Source organism: Chryseobacterium sp. SG20098, assembly GCF_031844745.1.
Taxonomy (GTDB): Bacteria; Bacteroidota; Bacteroidia; order Flavobacteriales; family Weeksellaceae; genus Chryseobacterium; species Chryseobacterium cucumeris.
Genome location: NZ_CP134622.1, coordinates 4,046,897 through 4,071,781 on the forward strand (window position 1 = coordinate 4,046,897; position 24,885 = coordinate 4,071,781).

The window sequence follows — 24,885 nt, forward strand, 5'->3', positions numbered from 1 at the left end:
AAGACATCTTCAGACCATGCTTTACAAACAGCAAAAACATTTCGTGAAATATCACAACAAAAAATATCATAAAAATGAGTAGTCCCTTATCGTAAGTATTTGGTGAGATTATGTATTTTTGGTACTGAAAAAAAATACGATGCATAAAAACACAAATATTATTGTTTTGCTTAATCATTTAGGCAGTATCGGTGAAGTTGATTTACAATATATAGAAGAACAGTTTACGGATTTACCCATTGTCCTTAAAGAGACTAGATCTGACAAAGAATATAATGCCAATTTTGAAGACTTCTCCCTTCAGGTATTTTATAGTTTTTCATCTCCCTTTTTGGCTGCACTGATCTATCATGAAAAAAGCCTTGAGATTTGGAAGTCCTTCAAAACCGTTTTATCCTATACCCGCAATAAGATAAAGTATGAAATCTATTCTCAGCAAAAGAAGGACATTCCCATATTAAAACCTATTACCTTTGGTCTTCACGTGGTTATGGATAACAATACAAGCTATAATTTTGAATTAAGCAAAATATGTAGTGAAAAGCTTTTCGATGTGTCACTGGATAGAATCTTAACTTTTTTATCTGATCAGTCTTCCAATGAAAAATATGAGCTGCCGTTGTATGTAAGATTTTCAACTGAAAAAAGAGAATGGGAAGCAGAAACTTTTGAAGAGTATCTTTTAAGAAAAAGCAGGAGCAACTGAAAGAAAAGTACTTATCCCAATAGAGATAAGGCGCTTCTTAAGATATAGAGATTCTGGTATACATCCCAAAATTTCAATAGTTACTTTACAGGAATCTTCTTTTACGGTGCTGCGAACCCCAGAAAAACGCTAGCCACAGATTTTTTTTAAGGTGGTCAGTTGCCATTACTGCAATATAAAAACGTAGCACTCATAGGGTTTTATGAGAATATGAGTTGTTTTTTGGTGGTCATTAGGTTTCCATTAAAGATACAGGTATTTATGGAAAACAGAAAAGTAATGCCAATACTGATTTTTTGAAAAATCCATCTACAAGGAATAAAAAAGATTATTAGAGAGATATTTATTGCTTAGTATATAATTTTTTAATAATCAGTATTTTGGATTTGTTACAGGCCTTTTGCGTGACGGATGTGACGGAAGTGACGGAAGTGACGCTGAAAAAACAAAAATATTTTTCATTGAAAGTTGTACAGTCAGAAAGAAATTAAGTGTAAAAAAAGATTGTTTTTGATCTACACATCTACACCTCTGATTTGTAATTGATTGTTATTTAGCACATTATGTCTTTAAAGGTGAAGTAGGTGTAGCAGGTGAAGCAAGAAAACAAAAAATATTTTTCTCGGAAAAAAATTATTGGAGTTACTCAAGTTATTCTCTAAAAAACATTTTTATCATCTATACTGCTTACTGCCCACTAAAATTACTCTTTCAATTCTTTTTCTTTTTTGGACTCCGAAAACTCACACTTTTGAAATAAAATTATTTTGCGACATACTTTGTCGTGTTAGCTTTTTACCTTGGTTTTCCCAAATTATAAATTATGGAAGTTCCATTGTATGAAAGTCTGGAAGATTTCAAAGACAATTATCTGGCAGATTTCTCCTTTCAGGCGGAAGTAAGTATTTTGAAGTACCTCTCTATGTTAAAAAAGAGGTACAATACGTATATTGAAAAATGTAAGAGTCTGCACGAGAAGGGAGATTCCAACCTTTTCACCTTATTTGATATGATAGGAGAGCTGGAATCCCTTCTACCTTATCAAAGTTCATTCATCCTTAAAAATGATCTTCTGGAAAAGTTTAATCCCAGAGGATATACTTATGATGACTTTATCATAAATCCAAAGCTTCTGGGAGAATGTGTTGATTTTGGAAATATCCGGGAGGATGAGTGGGAAGAACTCTATAAGAAGATTCGTGATTTGTTTATGCTAAAAAAAACAATTTCCTATAAACAGACCCTTTTTTCAGAAAGAATGGAAAACTTTTATCAGATTATAGCCTTCATAGATGAGCAGATAGAACTTGAAAAAACTCTACTGCTGAGGTTTGAGGATCTAACTAAAAAATCAAATGCGGATAAGAATATTGATTTAAACAGCTGGGAACTTTTTAATCATATCAGATATAATGATGTAGGCTATCTGGAAAGAAGCCGATATTTAAAAGATATTACAGAGAACTACCACCCTGACCTTTTGAAATCCCTTTTAAAAGACCTTGAATTTTATCTTTTCATTGAAAAGGATCAGAAAGAGGCTGAATATGATTCGGATGAGATCGCTCAGGCTATTAAAGAACGTGAAGCTAAAGACCTTCCTGTTCCCCGCTTAGATATAAGACCTGAGCATCTTTTTACAGATCGGCAGAAAGAAATCAGGGAAACCCATACAAAAGAGAACGGCGAAAAAGAAACGGTTTGTATTGATTTGGAAAGCTTACTATTTCCGTTTGAATTTTTCTCTTTGTATGAATTCCAGCGCAGCATCATAAGAAAGATTAAAGAACTCTCTCCACAGGAAAAAGAACCTCAGGCCGATATAGATATTTCAGAACTGAAGACCAGTAAAACCCAAAGTATAGCCTTACTGCATCATACCGGAATCCTGGACTTTTTAAGAACCCAATATCCCACCTTATCAGATCGTCAGCTGGCAGGCTTTTTTGAGTTTCTGACTAAGGAGCCTATCACAGTAAGAAATCAGAGCAGTCAGTTTACACGTGATAAAAAATCTGTTAAATATCCTATCAAAAATAAAAAAGATATAGAAGATCTGGACAGGCTGCTGGTTTCGTTTGGAATGAAAGAGAGACGAATTTTGTAAAGAAATTGAGTGCGGAAAAAGTAAGGGAAAAGTGCGGAAAAATAAAAAGTGGAATTAAAAAGCGTATTCTGAGAAGTGAAAAATAAAAATTCAATATCTTCATAAGTTATTGTAAATAAGTGAATTGAAAATTATTTATAGGTCTAAAAACAAGGGTGCGGAAAATTAAATTTTTTCCGCATTTTTTCCTCACTCACCTTTGTTTCATAAAATTTAAGACAATTATTTATGAAACAGTTACAGTTTATTGGTATGCAGCCCTATGATTTAATCCAGGAAATGAGAAGAGAGCTTATTCCTGATATTAAAAGAGAACTTAAAGAGGAATTTCAGCCTAAAGAACCCACCGTGTATTTAACCCGTCAAGAGGTCTGTGATCTTCTTTCTATTGATATGAGTACCCTTCACCGCTGGCGTAAGGATGGAGTTCTTATTGCTTACGGTCTTGGGAACCGGATTTATTTCAAAAGAAATGAGATAGAGACGCTTATTGAAAAAAACAGACTGAAGTAAGCGCGTTATTCATCTTTAAAAATCTTTCATAATGAAATTAAATCCTGTATTTGATGACCTGAATGATCCTGCTACGATCATTAATCATGTTCGGGGGCTGGTAGAGAAAAGCCGGGAGAAAGTCCTCCACGCTGAAATTCTGGAAAAGCTGAAAGAAGAGTTTGAAGAGCTGGACTTTATGCTTCTGGTATTTCCACAGGTAGAGAAGCTCCGGGGAGAATTGGAAAAGCTTCCCAGGGAAAGTGAGAAGGCTAACCTCATCCGTAAAGCACTCTCACAGTTAAAACTGAACCAAAAGCATTACCTGGTACTCTCCATTGAGCACGTGATACGGCTTGCAGAAAAGAACCGCTGGGGCTTATGTAAAAATAATGACTTTATTTATCTCTACAATGGTGCATTCTGGGATGAAATTGACAAGGAACATTTTCAAAAGTTTTTGGGTGAATCTTCAGAACAGATGGGAGTTCCGAAATACTCAGCCCGGTTTTACCAATTCCGGGAACAGCTTTTTAAGCAGTTCCTTTCTACTGCTTATTTACCTACTCCTGAGATGGGTAAAGATAAAGTACTGATTAATTTACAAAACGGAACATTTGAAATAAGTCCCAATGGTACAAACTTAAGACCCTTTAACCGATCGGATTTTATGACCTATCAGCTGCCTTTCAGCTACGATCCTCATGCAGAAGCCCCTTTATTTGAGGCATACTTAAATAAAGTGCTGCCGGATACGGAAAGACAACACGTTTTAGCAGAGTATCTGGGTTTTGTATTCATTAAGCATGGAAGCAATGTCTTAAAGGAAGAAAAAGCATTGATACTCTATGGAACAGGAGCCAATGGAAAGAGCGTCTTTTTCGAGATTGTAAACTCCTTATTAGGAGAACAGAATGTGAGCAGCTATTCACTACAGAGCCTTACCAATGATAATGGGTATTTCAGGGCAAAGATTGCTAATAAGCTGGTGAACTATGCCAGTGAAATTAACGGAACGCTGGAGGCTTCCATCTTCAAGCAATTGGTATCCGGTGAACCTGTAGAAGCCCGCCTTCCTTACGGACAACCTTTTACCCTAAAACAGTACGCTAAGCTTATCTTTAACTGTAATGAGCTTCCTAAAGATGTCGAGCATACCAATGCTTATTTCAGAAGGTTTCTGATCATTCCCTTTGATGTAACGGTCCCACCGGAACAGCAGGATAAAAACCTGCATACCAAAATTATTGAGAACGAACTCTCAGGAGTCTTTAACTGGGTACTGGAAGGATTGAACAGATTATTGGAACAGAAAAGATTTTCAGATTGTCAGGCAGCTCAAAAAGCGGTTGAGCGGTACAGAATGGAAAGTGACAGCGTACAGATGTATTTAAGTGAATATAATTACAGCATTTCTGTGATAAAGGAAATTCCATTACAGGAGATGTACAAAGAATACAAGTATTTCTGCGAGGATAACGGATTTAAAGCCTGTTCACTTAGAACCTTTGCTGATCGATTAAGAAACTCAGGATACCAGACAGCACGCAGAAAGTATGGAACCATTATAAACGCAGAAAAAAAAGATTGTTTTTGATCTACACCATCTTCACCCTACACCTTTAATTTGTAATTGACTGTTATTTAATTTGTTATATTTTCAGGGTGAAGCAAGTGTAGCAGGTGAAGCAAGAAAAACAAAAATATTTTTAGTGAAAATTAACCATTCAGATAAAGAATTAAGTGCATAAAAAAAGATTGTTTATGATCTACACCATCTTCACCTGCTACACCTTTATTTTGTAATTGACTGTTATTTAACTTGTTATATTTTCAAGGTGAAGCAGGTGTAGCAGGTGAAGCAAGAAAAACAAAAATATTTTTAGTGAAAATTAACCATTCAGATAAAGAATTAAGTGCATAAAAAAAGATTGTTTTTGATCTACACCATCTTCACCTGCTACATCTTTTATTTGTAATTGATTGTTATTTAGTGTATTATGTTTTCAGGATGAAGCAGGTGAAGCAAGAAAAACAAAAATATTTTTAGTGAAAATTAAACATTCTGATAAGAATTCAGTGCATAAAAAAAGATTCTTTTGAACCTACATTTGCTACATTACCTACATAGTGGGAATATAATACATTGATTTTCAGCTTGCTTTTAAAAAAAATCATGTAGAAAATGTAGCAGAAAAAACAAAAAATATTTTTGCGAAAATGAAAACAGAGTATTTGTATATACTTGAGATAGGAAGTAAAAAATTTCCTTGTCCTGAGTGTGAGAAAAGAAGCTTTGTGAGGTATATAAATACAGAGACCAGAGAATATTTGCATAAAGATTATGGACGCTGTGACCGTGAGAGTAAATGCGCTTACCATCTTAACCCTTATCTGGACGGATATGCAGCAATGATACAGGAAGAGAAGCAACGAGCTGCCGGAGTTACTACAGTAAATTCTGCAAAACAGAAATATATTTACTCAAGGCAAAGACATTTGAATTCCTTCAAAGCTCATCCAGGGACAAAGACTGTTTACTTTGATTTGGAAACGTTTAAAGCGACATTAAAGCCTGAAGGCTATGAGAAAAACACTTTTATTCAAAACCTTTTATCTCAGATAAAATTCCCCTTTGAAGCAGATGAGGTTACAAAGGTTATAGAGCTGTACAGACTGGGAACCATTACGGAAGGATACAGAGCGGGAGCCGTTACCTTTCCTTTTATTGATTCGGAAGGAAATATCAGGACAGTACAGGTCAAAGAGTTTGATAATGATAACCATACCAAGGGTACAGATTTTCTGCATTCTATATTAGAGAAGAGTTATATCCGAAATAAAATTCCAGTACCAGAATGGTTAAAAGCCTATGCCCATAATGATAAGAAAGTATCTTGTTTATTTGGAGAACATCTTTTAAAGAAATATCCGTTTAATCCGGTTGCACTCGTAGAAGCTCCCAAGACGGCAGTATATGGATCACTGTACTTTGGATTCCCGGAAGAGAATTCCCAGAACCTCATCTGGCTGGCAGTGTATAATAAAAGCAGTTTTTCATTTGATAAACTGAAGGTATTACAGGGAAGAGAGGTATATGTATTCCCTGACGTGTCAAAAGATGGGAGTACTTTCAGTGAATGGGAAACTAAAGCCGGAAAGATAGAAAGAGAATCGCCAGACACCTCTTTTATATTTTCAGACTTGTTGGAAAAACTCGCCACAGAGGAAGATAAAAATAAAGGCTATGATCTTGCAGATTATTTAATACAAAAGAATTGGCGGTTGTTTAAAAAACAGACCTTACGAATCAAAACAGAATCTCATCCAGAGTCAAGGTGTGAAAGTAAATCTGAAGGTCAATCTGAAAAGATCATAACCATAACAAAAAATCAAAACGATGAAACACAAACTATAAAAACGGATGAAGCTTCCAACCCACCTGTAAAAGCTAGGTTACTGTTAGAGAGTCATAAAAAACCTGATGAGAAGAAATTTTGGAAATATTCTGAAACATGGGATAAAGAGATTCAGGCACTTGAAAATTTCTTTATTGAGAAAGAAATTCCAGATAACCCCATCCAATTTAATGTATATGGCAATATCTCAAATGTTCGGAAATTTATTAAAAGTCATCTTTCAGTAATAAAGGCGAATAATGGAAATCCTACATTTTTACCTTACCTGAGCAGATTACAGCAGCTCAGAGACAGACTAGGGTCACCCAATTAATAGGAATAAGAAAAGTGATAAACCAAAAGCCGTTATGAACTTCATCATTGCAAAAATATTTGTTTGTTTCCTGCTTCACATCCGTCACTTGCGTCACAGGTTTTATTTAAATAATTAAAAATCAATAAATTAAAAAAAATAATCAATTATGAACACCAATAGAAAATCTACTACCAAAAATAGTAAAGGTTTACAAAAGTTGACAGAATTAGAAATAAAGATGAACTCTCTTTTATCCTTAAAAAAGATTACCAAAGCAGATACAGATCTTTTAAACCAAGAAGAAAGAGCGGAACTTTCCCGGCTTCTTACCCATCAGCTCAATACATTGAAAGGTGAAGAAAAAGAAAAGCTTTACAATCAAGTGGTAGAGATTATGGATCCTCAGACTAAAAATGAAATCTGGGAACATAACCATATCAATATTATGTGGGCAATTTCTTCCTTTATCAGGGAGAATAGCAGAATGCCAACAAAAACAGAGATTGCATCTAAAACAGAGCTTAGCAGGCAGACGGTACACAAACACCTGAAAGAGTATCAAAGCAGTACCTATTATGCAGAATTCAGGCAGCAGTTTTCCATTATGCAGTCTAAAGTTATGACTACAGTTTTTCAGTATGCCGTTAACGGAGATATGAAAGCCGCTAAACTATATCTGGAAAGTATTGGGGCTTTAAAAACTCCTTCATTAGTAGGTACTGGAAGTAACGTAAATAATAATACGCTGATCCAAAATCAGAATAATTATATCCAGATTGGAGGTACTGTTTTGAATCAGGAACTCATAAAACAGATGAGTCCTGAACAGCTTAATACTATTGAAGGTATTTTTAAAAACGATTGAGATAAAAGAGACGGATTAAAACGGGGAATCTTAACATTCAAACACTTAAAACATAGGAACCCAAAAAACTAGGAAAAAAAATAAAATTTAAAAGCCAGTGCAAACCTTTATTAACACAGTGAATTTTCTAAATTCTTTGACATAAAATCGGACGAATCGAACGCGCTATAAGGAGCTGTTTATTTTTTCAAAATGCAGTAAATACAATGGCTGGAAAAATAACCAAATTAACAGTATAAAATTCCTGTAGGAATGGATCCGAGTTTTCTTACTCAATAAAAAAAGGGTTTTCATAATTCTATTTATCTCGACTAAGCAAAGATTTTTACTCCATTATAACACGCATTTGAAATAAATTTCAGTGTATGAAAGTTTCAAGGCTTACGGGTTTTCTTACCCAGAAAAATAATAGCACAATCAAAAATCATATTGATAGACAATCCAAAAATGCTTTAAGCCTACTCGATAACTTAAGAAAAGTTCAAAACATCTCTAAATTTTGCAAATGGGGCATTATTATGGGTTTAAAATATAAAAATCACCCAAACCCCTTGTTTATTGAAAGAAAGTGGTTAAAATAGTATTTAAAATAATTACCGGGAAATTACCATTAACTGCCATTTAAATACCATTTAAAGGATGATAAATTACTTAAATAAGTATTTTAATTACCATGGAATGATTATTTTCTATCAAAAATGAAAGTTTTATTTATCTTTGAAGAACATTATTTATTTCTAACTAACTTTAATATTTCATTATTACCGGAGACTTAAGTGGTCTTCGGTAATTTTTTTGTTCCAAAGTTCCTTAATAATTTAGGCTATTATAAATTTGAAAACAGCCTAAAATAAAGCTCTCATCCGAATTTGTCCCTATCTGTCACGTACGCAAAAGAAACATCATAAATCTATATTCCCCTATCTCAACACACGCATGGAATCAATAAAAAGTATTTTATATTCTGCGCACTATATTCCGCTCCATTCTGGGGTTTTTGCTTGTTTCCAGGTAATTTCTTACGGAGTTTCTTTACGTCTGTATGTACGTGAGAGATTTAATAATGTCAATATTGTTTTATGGTTTTCATCACAGATAGTTGAAAAAATATTTATATCTTAGCAATAATAATTTTAACGAAACAAGCGTAAGTTTCTATCATTAAGGTAACAGAAAACTCGGAATCTTCTATACAACCTGAAAAATGATAGACTTACGCCCGTGTATCTATAAGGGCGCGGGTTGTAAGTCATATCTGGTTGTAGGGCCATCCGAGTGCCTCTGTTACTGATTGACCTCAGCCTTGCGCTTTCTGCTTATATAGGAATAAAAACATAAAAACGTAAGATGATATAAAAACACGTCAAGTTTAGTCGCTGTGTTGTGATAGCTTTGTATTAGCAATAAAATATTTAAAACCAACAGACTATGAAAACACATGAGTTATCGGACTAAAATCGGAATCTCCGTAAAAACCCTGAAATGAAATACCGTGATTTCACGGATTACAGATTTCTTATACATTGTGTAAGTTCGCCTGTATAAAAACAATAACAAATGAGAGAAAAGAAATTCAGTTTTTACACTTAATTTCTTGTATGCACACTATAAGGAATTCCTTTATTTCTTTTGTGTAGGGCCCAAAAGCCTTTAGGTCTCCCAAGACTACCTATTTTGATACCCTGATTTTTACTCAGGCTATACCGTTACACCCAAAAACAAAATGTATGAAAACATTCTATCTGTCAGGATAAACTTTTCCTGTCGCATGAAAAGCCGTTAAATACGGTATTAATCTCATTTATTGGGATCACTACATCTAATTTCAATTTTAAAAAAAAACAAATGAAAAAACTTTATTTAAGTGCATTTCTTGTATGCACTATGCTCAGTACACTCAGTGCTCAGCAAACCGAAGTCTACTTCAAGTATGACGAATCGGGCAATCAAAAATACCGGGGACCTGATTCCGCAGCTAAACAGGCTTCTGAAAACTTGTCAAAAACTGAATCTAAAACATCCTCTTTAGCACGTTCCCAGATAATGGATGAAAAGACCTTCTGGAAACAGATCCGTCTTTACCCGGTTCCGGTAAATGATTTTTTGACTATCGACTGGACTGAGGAAACTGACAATCTGATAGAATCAGTATCACTCTATCAACACAGTACAGTCCATTGGAAATTCCAACAGCAAAATATTCCCGGACTTAACAGGCAGTTAAAAATCAATATGACTGGTTTTGATTGGGGGATATATGTTCTGCGCTTTACCCTTAAAGACGGTAGAATTTTTAGTAAAAACATCACTAAAAGATAATCGCTATGAAAAAGTACAATCACAAGAAAATACAAATATTTTCATCGCTCGTATTATCTTTTATATCCGTATTCTGCTTATCTCAGACTTCATGACACTAAAGGAAATATAGATGTTACGGGAGCAGGGCAGCTTCAGTATACCCTTCCAATTGACCTTCCTCCTGGAGTTAAAAATATGGCTCCCGGGATCAATCTTGTCTATGTAAGTGGTGGTGGAAACGGTCTGGCAGGTTATGGTTGGAATATTACAGGGCTTAGCTCGATATCAAGGGTTGGAAAAAACCTTGAAAAAGACGGGATCACCAAAGGCGTACAGCTGAACTATAGTGATTACTACAGTTTCAATGGTCAACGGTTAATCCTCAAATCCGGGGAATATGGCAAAGATGGTGCAGAGTATGTAACCGAAAAGTATTCTAACCTAAGAATAAAATCTATAGGAAGCATTACCGGACAAAACTGGCAGGGACCAGAATATTGGGAGGTGACCTCTCCTGACGGTTCACAAACCTGGTATGGAGCTACAACTTCGGGAAATAGCCAGGCCAGGACACCGATTGACTATCATATTGTGAAAACAAGAGATACTGACGGAAATTATATCAATTACAGCTATACGTTGGCTGATAATGTCTCGGTGATCACAAAGATAAGCTGGGGTGGTAATGAAGTGCAAGGCACACAACATGTTAATACTATAGATTTTAATTTTATGGCAAGGCCCTCAGATGGAACAGCCTACATAAAAGGAGTTCTGTTTAAACCTTCAAAGCTCCTAGAATCTGTAGTAGTGTCTACTGGAAACAAACAGTATAAAAAATATACAATTTCCTATAAAAAAGATCTGCAGCAAACAGCATACAGATACTTAGAGAAGATCACCACTTTAAATGGAAATAATGAAGAAGCCAATCCCGTGATTTTCACCTATGAAAAATCAATGGATCTTCCAAACCCTAATATTAAAACATGGGAACTTACCGCTTCCTTAAAACCCAAAGAGGGAGAAGATCTGGTGGGCGATTTTGACGGCGACGGTAATCTTGATTTGTTAAGGTATCATTCGTCGACAACAACTAAAACTCCTCAAATAGGTTTATATCTGTACAGCAATTTCTACAGGATTAAATATCATGATGATACAGTGAATCCAACGTATATAGGAAATGCCATTACTCAATTAAATTTTGCAGGAGCTACGGTTGTTAATTTAAAAAAGAATAATCTTATCCGTAACCGCCAGGGGTTTGTAGCCAAAAGATTCGTTCCCAATTCTTCAACATCTAAAAATGATATCGAGCTTTCTTTTTATGATATCACAGATAATAATCAATTGGTACTGGATTATCAAAAGGTTATTCCAAATGCTAATTATGATTATTCTATAGGGACAACTCAGGAAGGAATCAGAACAACCATTACCGGATTAAAAAGTGTAGATTTCAATGGGGACGGATTAAGTGAAATTGTCATAGTATTTAATGATAGAACATGCCAGCTTGATCCGGTTGCCAAATTACCTCACACTTGTGAAGATATAAAAAGATATCTTATTGTAGATCCTGACGAAGCTATTCAGGGTTCCCAATGGTTTTATCCCTTGGAACTGTATTCGGATAGTGATAAAATGGGTAAAGATCTGTTTACTATTTATAAAGCGGGAGATTTCAACGGCGATGGCGCTTTTGATTTCATGAAAACGGATCCATATAAGAAGCCCCTTCTTATTACTTTTTCAAAAAATGCCCAGGGTAAATATGTATCTGCGATAGCCCCATTTAGCGAGATTACAAGTGAAATTGTCAACGGGCTCTGGGATGATGGTGTTGTGGGAGACTATAACGGGGATGGGCTGAGTGATATTATGATTCCCCAGTCCAATGATTCTGTGAATTGGTATTTTTATACCTCTAAGGGGAATGGTTTTGCAGAAAGTGTTATCAGTTTTGAAAAAATTCAAAAAAACAGGATCGTGTATAAAGATCCCGATCTGAATATCACCATACTGAATCCTAAAACTTTTGCTGCCTATGATATTAATAATGACGGGAAAGCAGAACTGATTCGTATTTCTTCAGACAGGTATTATTTGAAATATTATCCACAAGATAGTAACGTTGGTATGAAGTATCAGAGGTCGATAGGCTCATCGGTTACTGCTTATTCAACAACGGGAGGTGGTGGAATGCCCCTAACAGCGATCAGGAGGCTTATCCTGACCTTACCTATCTCTATCTAAATGATGGTAATATCAATAACGAGCTGGCACTGAATGCCTATGATAAAGTTGGTTTGTCTGTAGACCAATGGACAGGCTCTATGCTGAGAAGATTTATGCTGGTTTCAATGGTTCCTACTGTTGGGTATAGCACTAACTTCGAGCAATTTGTATCATTTCACAATTTCTATGATATTTCTAAAGAAGCTCGTATCAAAAGCATATCCCAGGGAGGAATCACGACGGATATTGTATATAAACAGCTGGACAAAAGTATCAATCCGGGATTATATGACACTGTTTCCCCGCTCATCTATCCTTATGTGGAGATTAACCAGTCTACAGGAATGTATGTGGTCTCCCAGCTGACGCAAAGTACTACCACAGACAAAAAATTAAAGCAGGATTTCAGGTACCGAGGTTTAGCCTCCAACATCCTTGGAAGAGGGCTTACAGGCTTTAGAAAAATGGCACGCTCCTCCTGGTATGCAGAGGGATTTGAAAATACAAAGATCTGGACGGGGGTAGAAATAGATCCGCTCAATGAAGGGGTTCCGGTAAAAGAATGGTCAATCAGAACCAATAATGACACAAGTATTTTCCCGGCGGATATTTCTGAAAACAATACCCAGCTTCTGAGTTTAAAATCTACAATATATCAAACTATTAAACTCTTAAACGGACAACAGGTAAGCTCTGTGTCTGATGCTGATAAAGCCAAAGTGGTTACCGCCATTTTACCAGCAAGAACCAGAGTGAAAGATTTCTTAACCGGAACAGTTAAAGAAGACAATATCATCTATGAACAGTATTACCTTCCGCTGAAAATAGATTCCAAGGTTAATGACACCTATGGAGTTACTACTTCTGTATTTGCTTATGATCATAACCCTTCAGGCAATGGCAGTGGGTATTATATAGGCCGTCTTAAATCTAAAACAGAAACCCGGCAGGCTTATGGAGACAGCCAGTCCGGGAAACAGGAATATACGTATGAAAATAACCATATAAAGACCTTTAAGAAATGGAACAGGGATAATACGGGCTACCTTCTTGAAATCTACACCTATGACGGATTTGGAAACATCACCGGAAAAACACTTTCCAACAATATTGATTCTCAGGTGCGTACCACCAGCTCACAGTATGATCCTACAGGAAGGTTTGTCATTAAGAGAACAGATCACCTGGGACTCTCTACCCAAATCACTTATACCGCAATTGGGCAGGTGCTTACCCAGACAGATCCGCTGGGAAATACGGTTAAGAGCAGCTATGATAATTGGGGAAAACTGCTTCTTACAGAAAACAGTCTTTTGGGAAAAACAGTGTATACCTATGACAGGGATGCAAACGATAATGTTACTGTTACGACAATCGAAGCGGACGGAAATATCTCTAAAACACTGACCAACAAGCTGGGACAGGTATACAAGGTAACCACCAAGGCTTTTGCCCAGGGACAATACATTTCTAAAGAAACTCAGTATGATATTCTGGGAAGAAAGACAAAAGAGTCTGAACCGTATTTCGAAGGACAAAGCGCAAGTAAATGGAATACCATTGCCTATGATGATTCTGTATACCCTGCTAAAGTAACAGCTACAGCATTTACCGGAAAACAGACAGAAACCAGCGTGTCAGGGTTCACAACAACAGTAAAGGAGACTGCTACTGCTGATTATGGAAGAACCACCTCCAAAACATTAGATGCTTTAGGAAACACGATCACTTCCACCGATAAGGGAGGAACAGTAAAGTTTTCATATAACGCAGCCGGAGAACAGGTAAAAGCCCAGTATGCAGAAAATATAGTAAGTACACTCTATGACTCTTGGGGTAGGAAATCAGAATTTAATGATCCTTCCAACGGATTGTACAAATATGAATATGACGGATTAGGACAGGCGAAAAAGACAACCAGTCCGAAAGGAACCAAGGAATTTTCTTACAATAATCTGGGGCAGTTGGTTTCTCAGAAGGAATTTTCTACAGCTGATGGGGGTACAGCCACAAATAAGCTCATTACATTCGCTTATAACCCGAAAGGTTTGCTTACCAAAAAATCGGGTACGGCAAACGGGATTCCATACAGTACGGAATATGAGTATGATCCTTATGGAAGAGTTGTTTCTGCTATTGAGAATAACAATGGAAGAACCTACGTCAATAAAGGAATTACCTATGATGATAAAGGAAGGGAAATTTCCTATGTAAAACAGCTCTCTTCTTCAGGTATGGTTACCGAGGCTCATATAGAGAATATTTACAATGACTGGAACGGAGAGCTTTACCAAATTAAGGACCAGCAAAATGACAAGGTACTTTGGCAGCTTCAGGAAACCAATGCAAAGGGACAGGTAAAACAGGCAACACTAGGAGCTTCTGTGATTACCAATACCTACAATGATGCCACGGGAATGCTTACTGAAATAAAGCATATTTCTCCCCAACAGACAGTACTGAACATACAGTATGGCTTTGATGCTATCAGAAATGAGCTGAAATCCAGAAAGACTTTAGGAGACTTTAATATCATTGAATCCTTTAATTATGACGATAATAACAGGCTTTTGAACTGGACCAATCCTGTAACAGGTCAGCTCTCTAAAAATATCTATGATGAAAAAGGGAGAATCAAACAAAATGATCAGGTAGGGGAAATCAAGTTTGATAACTCAGCCAAAATTTACCGCCCTACAGGAATGACTCTTAATACTGTGGGAGTACAGAACTATACTGGAGACCTCATCCAGACCGTTGTGTATAATGAGAATAATGATCCAGTCCAGATCAATGGAGAAAAATCGCGTATCAGTTTTGAATACGGGTTGGGAAACATGAGACAAAGGATTGATATCTCTTCTTTAACACAGAATGCAAAGAATCCAATATGGGAAGATACCTATACCAAATTTTACAGTGAGGATGGTAGTTTTGAAGTGGTAAAAGATCTTATGTCGGCTCAGGAAAAGCATATTTTATACATTGAAGGCAGTCCATATGAATCTGATATTGTATATTTGAAAAACTTTGAACAGAGCAGCGGTTCTTATAAATTTTTGCATAAAGATTATCTAGGAAGTATTCTGGCGGTAACTGACCAGACTGGAAACAGGTTGGAACAGAGACACTATGATGCATGGGGTAATATTACTCACCTGAAGATAGGAAATGCACCTGTAATAACAGACAAGGGAGTCATTGCTGAAGCTTCGCTTATTATTGATCGTGGCTATACAGGACATGAGCACTTTATGGGAGTAGGCATTATTCACATGAATGGCAGGCTGTATGATCCCTTATTAAGAAGGTTCTTAAATGCGGATGAAAATATCCAGGATCCTACAAATACTCAGAACTATAATAAGTACGGGTATGTGATGAATAACCCTCTGATGTATAATGACCCAAGCGGGGAATTTTTAGCATGGCTTTTTGGGTCTATAGTAGGAGGATACTTAAACGGTGTAGCTGCCAATGGTGGAAACTGGAACCCTGTAAAATGGGACTGGCAGAGAACATGGAGTGCCGTATTGGGAGGAGCCATTGGTGGAGCAGCTATATCAGGGGCATTGGGAACGATCACAAGCAACCCCGGAGCTATTAAGTTCGCTTTACCAGGTATCATTTCAGGAGGACTCAACTCTGCATTTACAGGAGGAAATTTCCTGGGAGGTGCTATTGGGGGAATATCTTACTCAGGTAATTTGTTTACCAATAATATCACGTCCACAAACGGAGTTACTAATGCCTATAAATATATTGTCTCGCCGGATTATAATCTTGCAGGTGAGGGAATATATGACCTTACACCTCAATTGATGGGAGTGTACGCGCACAGGGCAATGGCTAATTATTTTAATAGTGGTGATCTGAGAGATAATTGGTTTGCTGAAAGAACCCAATCTATCTGGAAATGGGATCTTAAGATGCGACCGGATTTGTATTATATGAAAAATGGGGTTAATGCTGTATGGGAACTAAAGCCTATTGGACATTTTGTTGAATCATCACTTTCAATGAAAGGTAAATATCAAAACCAAGTATATGCTGATGCCCTTACAATGCTTAAACATGAGCCATTTTATGTTGGATCATCACAGGGAGCTCCAAGACCATTTGCAAATGGAACTATTATAACTGATGCTATTTCCAGATATCAATTTAGTTATACTATTCCTGTTGGAACAGATGGAATGATTTACTACAATTGTTTGAATTGTAAATCTCCTGAAAGACAACGACAACCCGTTGTTGATGCTAAGGATGTTCGTAATGCGGCTATTATTACTGCAGCAGGATACATTTTGTACAAAGTTGTTATGGGAGTTGCAACATGGGAATGCGCAGGATGTGGAGCCTGGGCTTTACCTTAGTATTTTTATTAATTTAACTTTTGTTTATGAATAAATTTGCTCATATAGAACTTGACGAAAAAAGATTTGCAGACCAAACTCTGCAATATATTCTAAAAAACCAAAATACGGCTCTGGGGAGTAGTATGTTTTTGCGGATTTTAGATCCCAGAATTACATACGGTGATTTGAGTAGTCACATTGAATTTCTAAAAGAGCGATTATCTCATCTTGAATTTTTTGTAGACTATGATAAAGTTCAATTTAAAATAAGATGAATAATTATCAGGTTTTAGGAATAGATAATTTAGGGCATACTTTTGATAATTCCAGAATATTGTCCCCACTAATTTTAGAGAAAGAAAATTTTTCAAAGGAAATATTTTGGTCAAACCCAGAGGAGGAAGAATCGTACCAAAAAATAAGTCAATTTAATTGCTTTGAAGATAAAGCTGTAAAACGTGAGAAGCTTTATAACGTTTTAATAAATAGTCCTTTTTTCAATGTAAAAAGTTGGATATTATACTATCAAAGACTATTGGATTTGAAATTTTCAGAATTCTCTGAGAAAATTATTTCTGGGAAAAATATTATGAAATACAGACCTTTTAAAGGAGAATATTTTATTGGAATTGAAACAGATTATCAGTCATGTAAAATTAACTTTAGAAAAGGCTGGTGGGAGGAGCCAGAATACAAACTCATTGTCTTTGAGAAGAGCGGTAGTAAAAAGATAAACAAAATTATCAGTTTTGATAAGTTTGTTCATCCTCATTTTGACCCACCCACGTTTAGTTTTGCCGCTTTTTTTGGCACTAGAACAATTTACAATGTCAGTGAGCTAGAAATTGTCATGGATAATGGAACAAAGAAGGAATTTCTAGATGATGGCACTGTAAGGTTGTATAATTCTAACGAGTTTGAAGATGAATATAAGCGTCATGCCTATTTCTATTATGACATGTTGTATCAAACAACAAAGGAATACATTAAGTTTATAGAAGAATCTTTTAATCCTGCGGAGTAATTTTCAATCATTTAAAAAAGCAAAAGCAGGAATTCCTGCTTTTGTTTTCTTAATAGCAGGTTGTAGGGTAACTGGAAATAGAATCCTAGCAAATGAGACTGGGAAAAAGCATGGAGTGCATTATTGGGAGGTGTTATTGGTGGTATGGCAATCTCAGGAACACTGGGAACGATCACAAGCAACCCCGGAGCTATTAAGTTTGCTTTACCGGGTATTATCTCAGGAGGACTGAACTCAGCGTTTACAGGAGGTAATTTCCTGGGAGGCGCTGTTGGTGGGTTATCATATACTGGGAACTTATTTACCAATAAAGTTACTTCTACAGATGGTATTAGTGCATCATATAAGTATATTATTTCTCCGGATTATAATGAGGCTGGTGAGACAGAACATTATTTCCAGATGGCTGATTTTGGTCAGTATGGTGCTAACGGAGGTATAAAGCCGCCATTTGATAAAGCTGAAATAGGTCAATTAGCTTCAGCAGGTATAATATCAGCCGTTACTGCAAGGATATTGATGGGAGCTATTGGAGCAGAAGTAGCTGGAGCTGGTGTAATTGGTGCTGGTGGAGGACTTACCTGGTCTTCGATAGCAAGTACCGGAACCACTATACTTGCAAGGACATTTGCTTTAGGGCTATTATTATCAGTGAGAGGTGACAGTTCAGGACCTCCAAAGGCTTATGTTTACACTATTATGGGTAAAGAAGATATTGCTAAATTTGGAATTACCAGAGCGATTGATCCTGATAGTAGACCGGAAAGACAAATTTCAGGATTAAATAGAATAAGAGCAGATAGAGGTCCTCATTCTTGGATGTATTTACATCAGGGTGTATCTGAAAATGAAGCTTTTCTTTATGAGAAATATTATGTATGGCAATATTGGCAAGCTCATAATAGAATGCCATATGCGCAAAAGTATCCTAAAGAAGATGCTGTAACAAGATTTTTATATAAATACCTTAATTTAAAATAATGAAAAATATTTGGTTTACAATTTATTCGTCAACTAAAGATGATGACAAATATATAGGATTGAATAACTATAGAACCTTACTTGAAATATTGCTCATTCCCGCTATTCAGGATAAAATCAATAGAGAAAAAAAGGTACAAAAGATAATGCTTGACTTATTCCCTGATTTAGAAAACGACAAAATAGAATATTTTAAAGAACTTTTCTATGAGAAAAAACCTTATGATGGCATTATCAATATCTCAATTTCTACCAAAACGATAAGTTGGAATCATCTTTCGGAGGATGAAAGAAAAGATTTTTTAATTGAAAAATGGAAAGTCCTTTTCAGCAATCTTTCCGATGATTACTTTTTAGTTGATAAATCTGAAGTAATAAAGTCTTTAGATGAGCTAAAAAATAAAGAATGGAAAGTTACCACTTCTCCAATTAAGAAGAAATTGAAATATAACAAAGATGTTTATACTATTGTAATGGATCTTTCAACAGAACGGGCACAATTAGCTTTAGTTAGGAATTCTGACCAAAAGTGGATTAAACTAAAGGATTTTGAGACTTGGAAGATAATGACAGATGCTAACTTCAAAAATTTCAAACTGGATGGTGATATTTTGGCATTTAGCTATAGTAGTGTTTTTAACACTCTTTTTACAGCACCTGAAATTTTCAATTTGAAAGAAATAATTAACTAATTACACTATGAGACAAAGTAGGATTCTTCCTACTTTGTTTTTTTAATTTACTTAATAAATAAGAAATATACACTTATGGAAAAAACTGTAAAGATTTTATCTTTTGTTTTCTGTTTTATAATTTTTGGAATCTATAAAGGCCAAGCTTCTCCAAAGTATTTAGAAATTGAATGGAAAAACGGAACTGAAGCTGCAAAGAAAATAATGACTAGTGAGTTTTATTATGATCCTTTAGATGCATGGTCGCCTTTTGGAAATGATATAGGTAGTGATACATACTATTTGTATTGTGACTGGAAAAAGGAGCATCCAAAAAAAGATATAAAAAAATTTATTGACTCTCAACTTTCAGATTTGGGATACCTGGGTTTTGATATTTCCATGGATGGTAAAGATTCAGAAAGGTTAACTAGAATCGTTCGCACCATGCGTAATGAATATATTGATTTAAACATGATTGATAATATGATTATTTCATTGGCATTTTCTCAATTGTTTTTGGAAGGTATGATTGATCCTGAAGTGAAGTTATGGGCAGAGGCAGCATTCAGTAGAGAAACTGTATACCTTGATTTTTGGGGTGATGAAAAAGAGGAAACGAAGGAGAGAAAAGAAAGAGAAGATAGAATGAATCAACTTTTGGGTGATTTGCGCAAAGCCTAGCTAAAAAGATTCTCTGCCTATTTTGAATTAAATTGACTATATAATATGGCACAGCAAAAATTTAAAATAATCAAATGCAATAGTGACGAGCATGATCCTAGTGAATTTGCTTTTTTTGCGTATAATGAAGAAACTTCGAGAACATGTACCAAGCATAAAACAAAAGAAATTTATTTCATAAGAACTATGGTCGGAACTTATGCTCTCTATGTTTACAATAAAGAGGAAGCTATGCGTATTTTGAATTCGCAGGAACCAGTTGATTTAAATGGTATACTTGAAACGGCTTCTCAGGAAGAGGTTGAAAAAGTAACTCCTGAAAACATAGATCAAAAATCAGTAGAGTTTTTAGAACGTTTCAACAAAAATTTTAAATTTAATGTCACCTATACTCCTGATGAGAAAGAAATGGATTTTATTGATGAACGAATCAGGAAGACCGTTTGGAATAAAGAAAATGTTTTTCTATTGAATTTTTATTTGATGGAGGCTACCAAGAGAAAGTTCAATTTTAATTGGACTTTTCAAAAGATATTGACCTTCAATCCTTTCTATGTTCCTGAGTATGTAGATCGTATGGGAATTGGAAGTTCATATTATTCATTTCTAAAACCCTCGGCAAAAAACTATTTTTCAATAAAATGGGCATTTGGAATCATTTCTACAAAGGAAATGATGGATAATAATACAAAGCCTTAATAATATGATACAAAAGCCGGAGCATTCCTGCTTTTGTTTTATTTTCATTAGATACAACAGATTGAAAGAGTAATTTCTTTTATATTTGCACAGGCTGTGTGGTTTTGAATATTGTTTATTCTCAAAAAACAATAAACTTATAATAAAGCCAGCAGATAAATTTTAGAAATAAAGGCATTAGATAAAACAGAAATGGGTTGAACTCTAGTATACTTTAATAATAAACAATTTTTTAAAAACATATATGAAAAAACAATTATTATGCATTTGCATAGCTTTAGGAACTATGGCATTTTCCCAATCTACAGACGAGCCAAAATTTGGCGTTAAAGCCGGGGGAAACCTTTCAAGTATAACAGCAAGCGATACAAAATCAAAAGTCGGATTTTATGCAGGAGCATTTGTAAATATTCCTATTACTGATGCCTTTAATATTCAGCCGGAAGTGGTATATAGCCAGCAGGGTGCAAAAATAAAAGGTGATTACGAAATGGCAACTTATACCGTAAAGAATATGAAGCAAAACCTTAGCTATATTAATGTTCCTGTAATGGTTCAATACAATGCCACACCTACATTTTATGTGGAAGCAGGCCCTGAGTTTGGATTCCTTGTAAGTGCTCAGGCCAAAGGGGATATTAATGGCAGCACCTTCAAGGCCAGTACCAAAGACATGCTAAAAACCTTTAATCTCGGAGCAGGAATTGGGCTAGGGTATAAATTTACCGGAAACTTAGGGGTAAATGTTCGCTATATCGCCGGATTAACAAAAATTGTCAAAAATGAATTTGGAGATTCCTCAAAAAACACCAATTTCCAATTAGGTCTGAATTATTATTTTTAAGAACTGAAAAATCAATTGACGCAAATACACCTATATCGGGTTTGTTTGATACTGGTCTTTTAGAAAAATCCCTCCTGATTATCAAGAGGGATTTTATATTGAACCATTATTATTCCCTTTGTTTATGATATTCTAATTTTTGGATGGTAAAACAACTGATATTTCAAAACTTATTTTCAATCGTATAAAATTAATATACAGTTTTCTTTGTAGTTGACACAAATATTGACACATTTTGTTTTTAAATAAATACAATTAACTGATAATCAATTATTTGGTTTTGTTGCATTTAGTACCGCAGGAATCCAAATTCTTTACAAGAGCGCTTGTAAGTTGGCAGGATAATATCTGAGGTCTTTTAGCAGTTAGTATTAGCCATGTCATGCTGAGCTGAGTCGAAGCATTATAATTAATTACGGGTACAGGAGTTAAATCTTATTGTTCTATATTATATATAAATATACTCTTTAGTCTCGTTGAAGAAAGTCAGCTCTCTAGTCTAGTCTCTCTATTATATAATATATACTTTATTTGATCATAGCCACCCCAAACCCCGCATCCCGCACCCCGAATCCTCCTCTCTCCCCCTCAAACGCTCAAACGCTCAAACTCTCCCACACTCCCACGCTCTCACCCCGATCTTCCAAACAAATGTTTAAAATTTTTCTCTCTGCCTTCTAGCTGATTAGGATAAAAACCTATCCGAATATGAAATTTATGTTAAATAAACTTGTTTTGCGTTGTATGAAGTTACTATCTTTGCCCCACTGAAAAACGAAAGACATTCAGTAGCGCAGAAGAGCCTTTAGATAGGCAGAAACGATATTACTTTAAAAAAGAAACGGACGAAAAAAACTTTAAAACTTTTTGAAAAAAAAGTTGCCAGTTTAAAAAGAGTTTGTATCTTTGCAGTCCCAATTAGAGGGAGCGCAGGAGTATAGAGATTGAGGTTTTGAGAAGAATTAAGGTTACTTAAAAAACTTTAAAATTTTCTTCAAAAACATTTGGTCATTAAAAAATAAAGTTTTACTTTTGCACTCGCAAATACGGAGCGACACTGACAGAGAGATTGCTTCGTTGAAAAGCGAAAGATATAAAGATCATTGACATACAATATAACAACCAAGTAAGGAAAAACTAAAGCGTTAAAAACTTTGAGTGAGTCAGACAAACATACAATGGAGAGTTTGATCCTGGCTCAGGATGAACGCTAGCGGGAGGCCTAACACATGCAAGCCGAGCGGTAGAGATCTTTCGGGATCTTGAGAGCGGCGTACGGGTGCGGAACACGTGTGCAACCTGCCTTTATCTGGGGGATAGCCTTTCGAAAGGAAGATTAATACCCCATAATATACTGGATGGCATCATTCGGTATTGAAAACTCCGGTGGATAGAGATGGGCACGCGCAAGATTAGATAGTTGGTGAGGTAACGGCTCACCAAGTCTACGATCTTTAGGGGGCCTGAGAGGGTGATCCCCCACACTGGTACTGAGACACGGACCAGACTCCTACGGGAGGCAGCAGTGAGGAATATTGGACAATGGGTGAGAGCCTGATCCAGCCATCCCGCGTGAAGGACGACGGCCCTATGGGTTGTAAACTTCTTTTGTATAGGGATAAACCTACCCTCGTGAGGGTAGCTGAAGGTACTATACGAATAAGCACCGGCTAACTCCGTGCCAGCAGCCGCGGTAATACGGAGGGTGCAAGCGTTATCCGGATTTATTGGGTTTAAAGGGTCCGTAGGCGGATCTGTAAGTCAGTGGTGAAATCTCACAGCTTAACTGTGAAACTGCCATTGATACTGCAGGTCTTGAGTGTTGTTGAAGTAGCTGGAATAAGTAGTGTAGCGGTGAAATGCATAGATATTACTTAGAACACCAATTGCGAAGGCAGGTTACTAAGCAACAACTGACGCTGATGGACGAAAGCGTGGGGAGCGAACAGGATTAGATACCCTGGTAGTCCACGCCGTAAACGATGCTAACTCGTTTTTGGAATGTAAGTTTCAGAGACTAAGCGAAAGTGATAAGTTAGCCACCTGGGGAGTACGAACGCAAGTTTGAAACTCAAAGGAATTGACGGGGGCCCGCACAAGCGGTGGATTATGTGGTTTAATTCGATGATACGCGAGGAACCTTACCAAGGCTTAAATGGGAAATGACAGGTTTAGAAATAGACTTTTCTTCGGACATTTTTCAAGGTGCTGCATGGTTGTCGTCAGCTCGTGCCGTGAGGTGTTAGGTTAAGTCCTGCAACGAGCGCAACCCCTGTCACTAGTTGCCATCATTAAGTTGGGGACTCTAGTGAGACTGCCTACGCAAGTAGAGAGGAAGGTGGGGATGACGTCAAATCATCACGGCCCTTACGCCTTGGGCCACACACGTAATACAATGGCCGGTACAGAGGGCAGCTACACTGCGAAGTGATGCAAATCTCGAAAGCCGGTCTCAGTTCGGATTGGAGTCTGCAACTCGACTCTATGAAGCTGGAATCGCTAGTAATCGCGCATCAGCCATGGCGCGGTGAATACGTTCCCGGGCCTTGTACACACCGCCCGTCAAGCCATGGAAGTCTGGGGTACCTGAAGTCGGTGACCGTAACAGGAGCTGCCTAGGGTAAAACAGGTAACTAGGGCTAAGTCGTAACAAGGTAGCCGTACCGGAAGGTGCGGCTGGAACATCTCATTTTAGAGCGTCTTAGGACGTTAAACAAAATCAGTATCGTAAGATACAAAATACTTACTTAAAGCATAGCTTTAGTTTTTTGTTTGGTTGATATATAAAAATACAAAACCCACTAGAAATTAGTAAAGGGATTGAGAGAGGCAAAGAAGATAAAAGCAGAGAGAGAAAGACGAAGAAATTAGTCTATTATCTATCAGTCTATCATCTTTTACGTCTAAAAGACAGTCTCGTAGCTCAGCTGGTTAGAGCGCTACACTGATAATGTAGAGGTCGGCAGTTCGAGCCTGCCCGAGACTACTAATTGAAAGACAGGAAGAGATCAGCTATTAGACATCAGACATTTAGGTTTGAGATCTGGAATCTGATATCTAAAGTCTACTAGAGGGGAATTAGCTCAGCTGGCTAGAGCGCCTGCCTTGCACGCAGGAGGTCAAGGGTTCGACTCCCTTATTCTCCACAGTTTTGGAGGACTGATTTAAAAGTTACGAATGGAGCCAAAAACAACATTT

General features: G+C 36.4%; 15 protein-coding genes, 2 tRNA genes and 1 rRNA gene. All 18 read left to right on the top strand.

What is annotated here, in order from left to right; all coding sequences use genetic code 11:
- Positions 1 to 139: 139 nt before the first annotated feature.
- The 18 genes from RHP76_RS18565 to RHP76_RS18650 all read left to right on the top strand — a co-directional run bounded on the left by RHP76_RS18565 (position 140) and on the right by RHP76_RS18650 (position 24,833).
- On the top strand, positions 140 to 706 hold the full coding sequence (locus RHP76_RS18565) for a hypothetical protein (protein WP_311228766.1): 567 nt from the start codon (positions 140 to 142) through the stop codon (positions 704 to 706).
- Positions 707 to 1,529: 823 nt separating this feature from the next.
- Positions 1,530 to 2,813 carry a hypothetical protein gene (locus tag RHP76_RS18570; RefSeq protein WP_311228767.1) on the top strand — a complete coding sequence of 428 codons (1,284 nt, stop codon included), beginning with the start codon at positions 1,530 to 1,532 and terminating at the stop codon, positions 2,811 to 2,813.
- 228 nt (positions 2,814 to 3,041) lie between these two features.
- On the top strand, positions 3,042 to 3,326 hold the full coding sequence (locus RHP76_RS18575; protein WP_311228768.1) for a helix-turn-helix domain-containing protein: 285 nt from the start codon (positions 3,042 to 3,044) through the stop codon (positions 3,324 to 3,326).
- A 31-nt stretch (positions 3,327 to 3,357) separates the two neighbouring features.
- A complete protein-coding gene (locus tag RHP76_RS18580) occupies positions 3,358 to 4,902 on the top strand; it encodes a DNA primase family protein (RefSeq protein ID WP_311228769.1) in 1,545 nt (514 codons plus the stop codon).
- 623 nt (positions 4,903 to 5,525) lie between these two features.
- The gene (locus tag RHP76_RS18585) at positions 5,526 to 7,037 is read left to right on the top strand and encodes a DUF6965 family protein (protein ID WP_311228770.1); all 1,512 of its coding nucleotides are present in this window, start codon (positions 5,526 to 5,528) and stop codon (positions 7,035 to 7,037) included.
- Between the two features lie 148 nt (positions 7,038 to 7,185).
- A complete protein-coding gene (locus RHP76_RS18590; RefSeq protein ID WP_311228771.1) occupies positions 7,186 to 7,884 on the top strand; it encodes a hypothetical protein in 699 nt (232 codons plus the stop codon).
- A gap of 1,845 nt (positions 7,885 to 9,729) precedes the next feature.
- On the top strand, positions 9,730 to 10,203 hold the full coding sequence (locus tag RHP76_RS18595; RefSeq protein ID WP_311228772.1) for a T9SS type A sorting domain-containing protein: 474 nt from the start codon (positions 9,730 to 9,732) through the stop codon (positions 10,201 to 10,203).
- Between the two features lie 177 nt (positions 10,204 to 10,380).
- On the top strand, positions 10,381 to 12,444 hold the full coding sequence (locus tag RHP76_RS18600) for an FG-GAP repeat domain-containing protein (RefSeq protein WP_311228773.1): 2,064 nt from the start codon (positions 10,381 to 10,383) through the stop codon (positions 12,442 to 12,444).
- Positions 12,445 to 12,497: 53 nt separating this feature from the next.
- On the top strand, positions 12,498 to 16,802 hold the full coding sequence (locus RHP76_RS18605) for an RHS repeat domain-containing protein (RefSeq protein WP_311228774.1): 4,305 nt from the start codon (positions 12,498 to 12,500) through the stop codon (positions 16,800 to 16,802).
- A 253-nt stretch (positions 16,803 to 17,055) separates the two neighbouring features.
- Positions 17,056 to 17,808, top strand: a complete 753-nt coding sequence (locus RHP76_RS18610) for a hypothetical protein (RefSeq protein WP_311228775.1) — start codon at positions 17,056 to 17,058, stop codon at positions 17,806 to 17,808.
- Positions 17,809 to 17,931: 123 nt separating this feature from the next.
- A complete protein-coding gene (locus RHP76_RS18615) occupies positions 17,932 to 18,789 on the top strand; it encodes a hypothetical protein (protein WP_311228776.1) in 858 nt (285 codons plus the stop codon).
- Complete coding sequence (locus RHP76_RS18620; RefSeq protein WP_311228777.1) at positions 18,789 to 19,481, top strand: hypothetical protein; 693 nt, start codon at positions 18,789 to 18,791, stop codon at positions 19,479 to 19,481. The genes RHP76_RS18615 and RHP76_RS18620 overlap by 1 nt, the downstream gene beginning before the upstream one ends.
- A 75-nt stretch (positions 19,482 to 19,556) precedes the next feature.
- Positions 19,557 to 20,144, top strand: coding sequence for a hypothetical protein (locus RHP76_RS18625; RefSeq protein ID WP_311228778.1), 588 nt, complete (start codon positions 19,557 to 19,559; stop codon positions 20,142 to 20,144).
- Between the two features lie 45 nt (positions 20,145 to 20,189).
- Positions 20,190 to 20,843: a hypothetical protein gene (locus RHP76_RS18630; protein ID WP_311228779.1), complete on the top strand. Its 654-nt coding sequence runs from the start codon at positions 20,190 to 20,192 to the stop codon at positions 20,841 to 20,843.
- Between the two features lie 244 nt (positions 20,844 to 21,087).
- A complete protein-coding gene (locus tag RHP76_RS18635; RefSeq protein WP_311228780.1) occupies positions 21,088 to 21,687 on the top strand; it encodes a porin family protein in 600 nt (199 codons plus the stop codon).
- 1,175 nt (positions 21,688 to 22,862) lie between these two features.
- A 16S ribosomal RNA gene (locus RHP76_RS18640) occupies positions 22,863 to 24,379 on the top strand.
- 220 nt (positions 24,380 to 24,599) lie between these two features.
- Positions 24,600 to 24,673 (top strand) — tRNA-Ile (locus tag RHP76_RS18645).
- 86 nt (positions 24,674 to 24,759) lie between these two features.
- Positions 24,760 to 24,833 (top strand) — tRNA-Ala (locus RHP76_RS18650).
- The last annotated feature ends 52 nt before the right edge of the window (positions 24,834 to 24,885 follow it).

Bases quoted from the DNA above. Each gene is read 5' to 3' on its own strand.
- RHP76_RS18565 (WP_311228766.1), top strand. From the start codon at position 140: ATGCATAAAAACACAAATATTATTGTTTTGCTTAATCATTTAGGCAGT.
- RHP76_RS18570 (WP_311228767.1), top strand. From the start codon at position 1,530: ATGGAAGTTCCATTGTATGAAAGTCTGGAAGATTTCAAAGACAATTAT.
- RHP76_RS18575 (WP_311228768.1), top strand. From the start codon at position 3,042: ATGAAACAGTTACAGTTTATTGGTATGCAGCCCTATGATTTAATCCAG.
- RHP76_RS18580 (WP_311228769.1), top strand. From the start codon at position 3,358: ATGAAATTAAATCCTGTATTTGATGACCTGAATGATCCTGCTACGATC.
- RHP76_RS18585 (WP_311228770.1), top strand. From the start codon at position 5,526: ATGAAAACAGAGTATTTGTATATACTTGAGATAGGAAGTAAAAAATTT.
- RHP76_RS18590 (WP_311228771.1), top strand. From the start codon at position 7,186: ATGAACACCAATAGAAAATCTACTACCAAAAATAGTAAAGGTTTACAA.
- RHP76_RS18595 (WP_311228772.1), top strand. From the start codon at position 9,730: ATGAAAAAACTTTATTTAAGTGCATTTCTTGTATGCACTATGCTCAGT.
- RHP76_RS18600 (WP_311228773.1), top strand. From the start codon at position 10,381: ATGGCTCCCGGGATCAATCTTGTCTATGTAAGTGGTGGTGGAAACGGT.
- RHP76_RS18610 (WP_311228775.1), top strand. From the start codon at position 17,056: ATGAATAATTATCAGGTTTTAGGAATAGATAATTTAGGGCATACTTTT.
- RHP76_RS18620 (WP_311228777.1), top strand. From the start codon at position 18,789: ATGAAAAATATTTGGTTTACAATTTATTCGTCAACTAAAGATGATGAC.
- RHP76_RS18625 (WP_311228778.1), top strand. From the start codon at position 19,557: ATGGAAAAAACTGTAAAGATTTTATCTTTTGTTTTCTGTTTTATAATT.
- RHP76_RS18630 (WP_311228779.1), top strand. From the start codon at position 20,190: ATGGCACAGCAAAAATTTAAAATAATCAAATGCAATAGTGACGAGCAT.
- RHP76_RS18635 (WP_311228780.1), top strand. From the start codon at position 21,088: ATGAAAAAACAATTATTATGCATTTGCATAGCTTTAGGAACTATGGCA.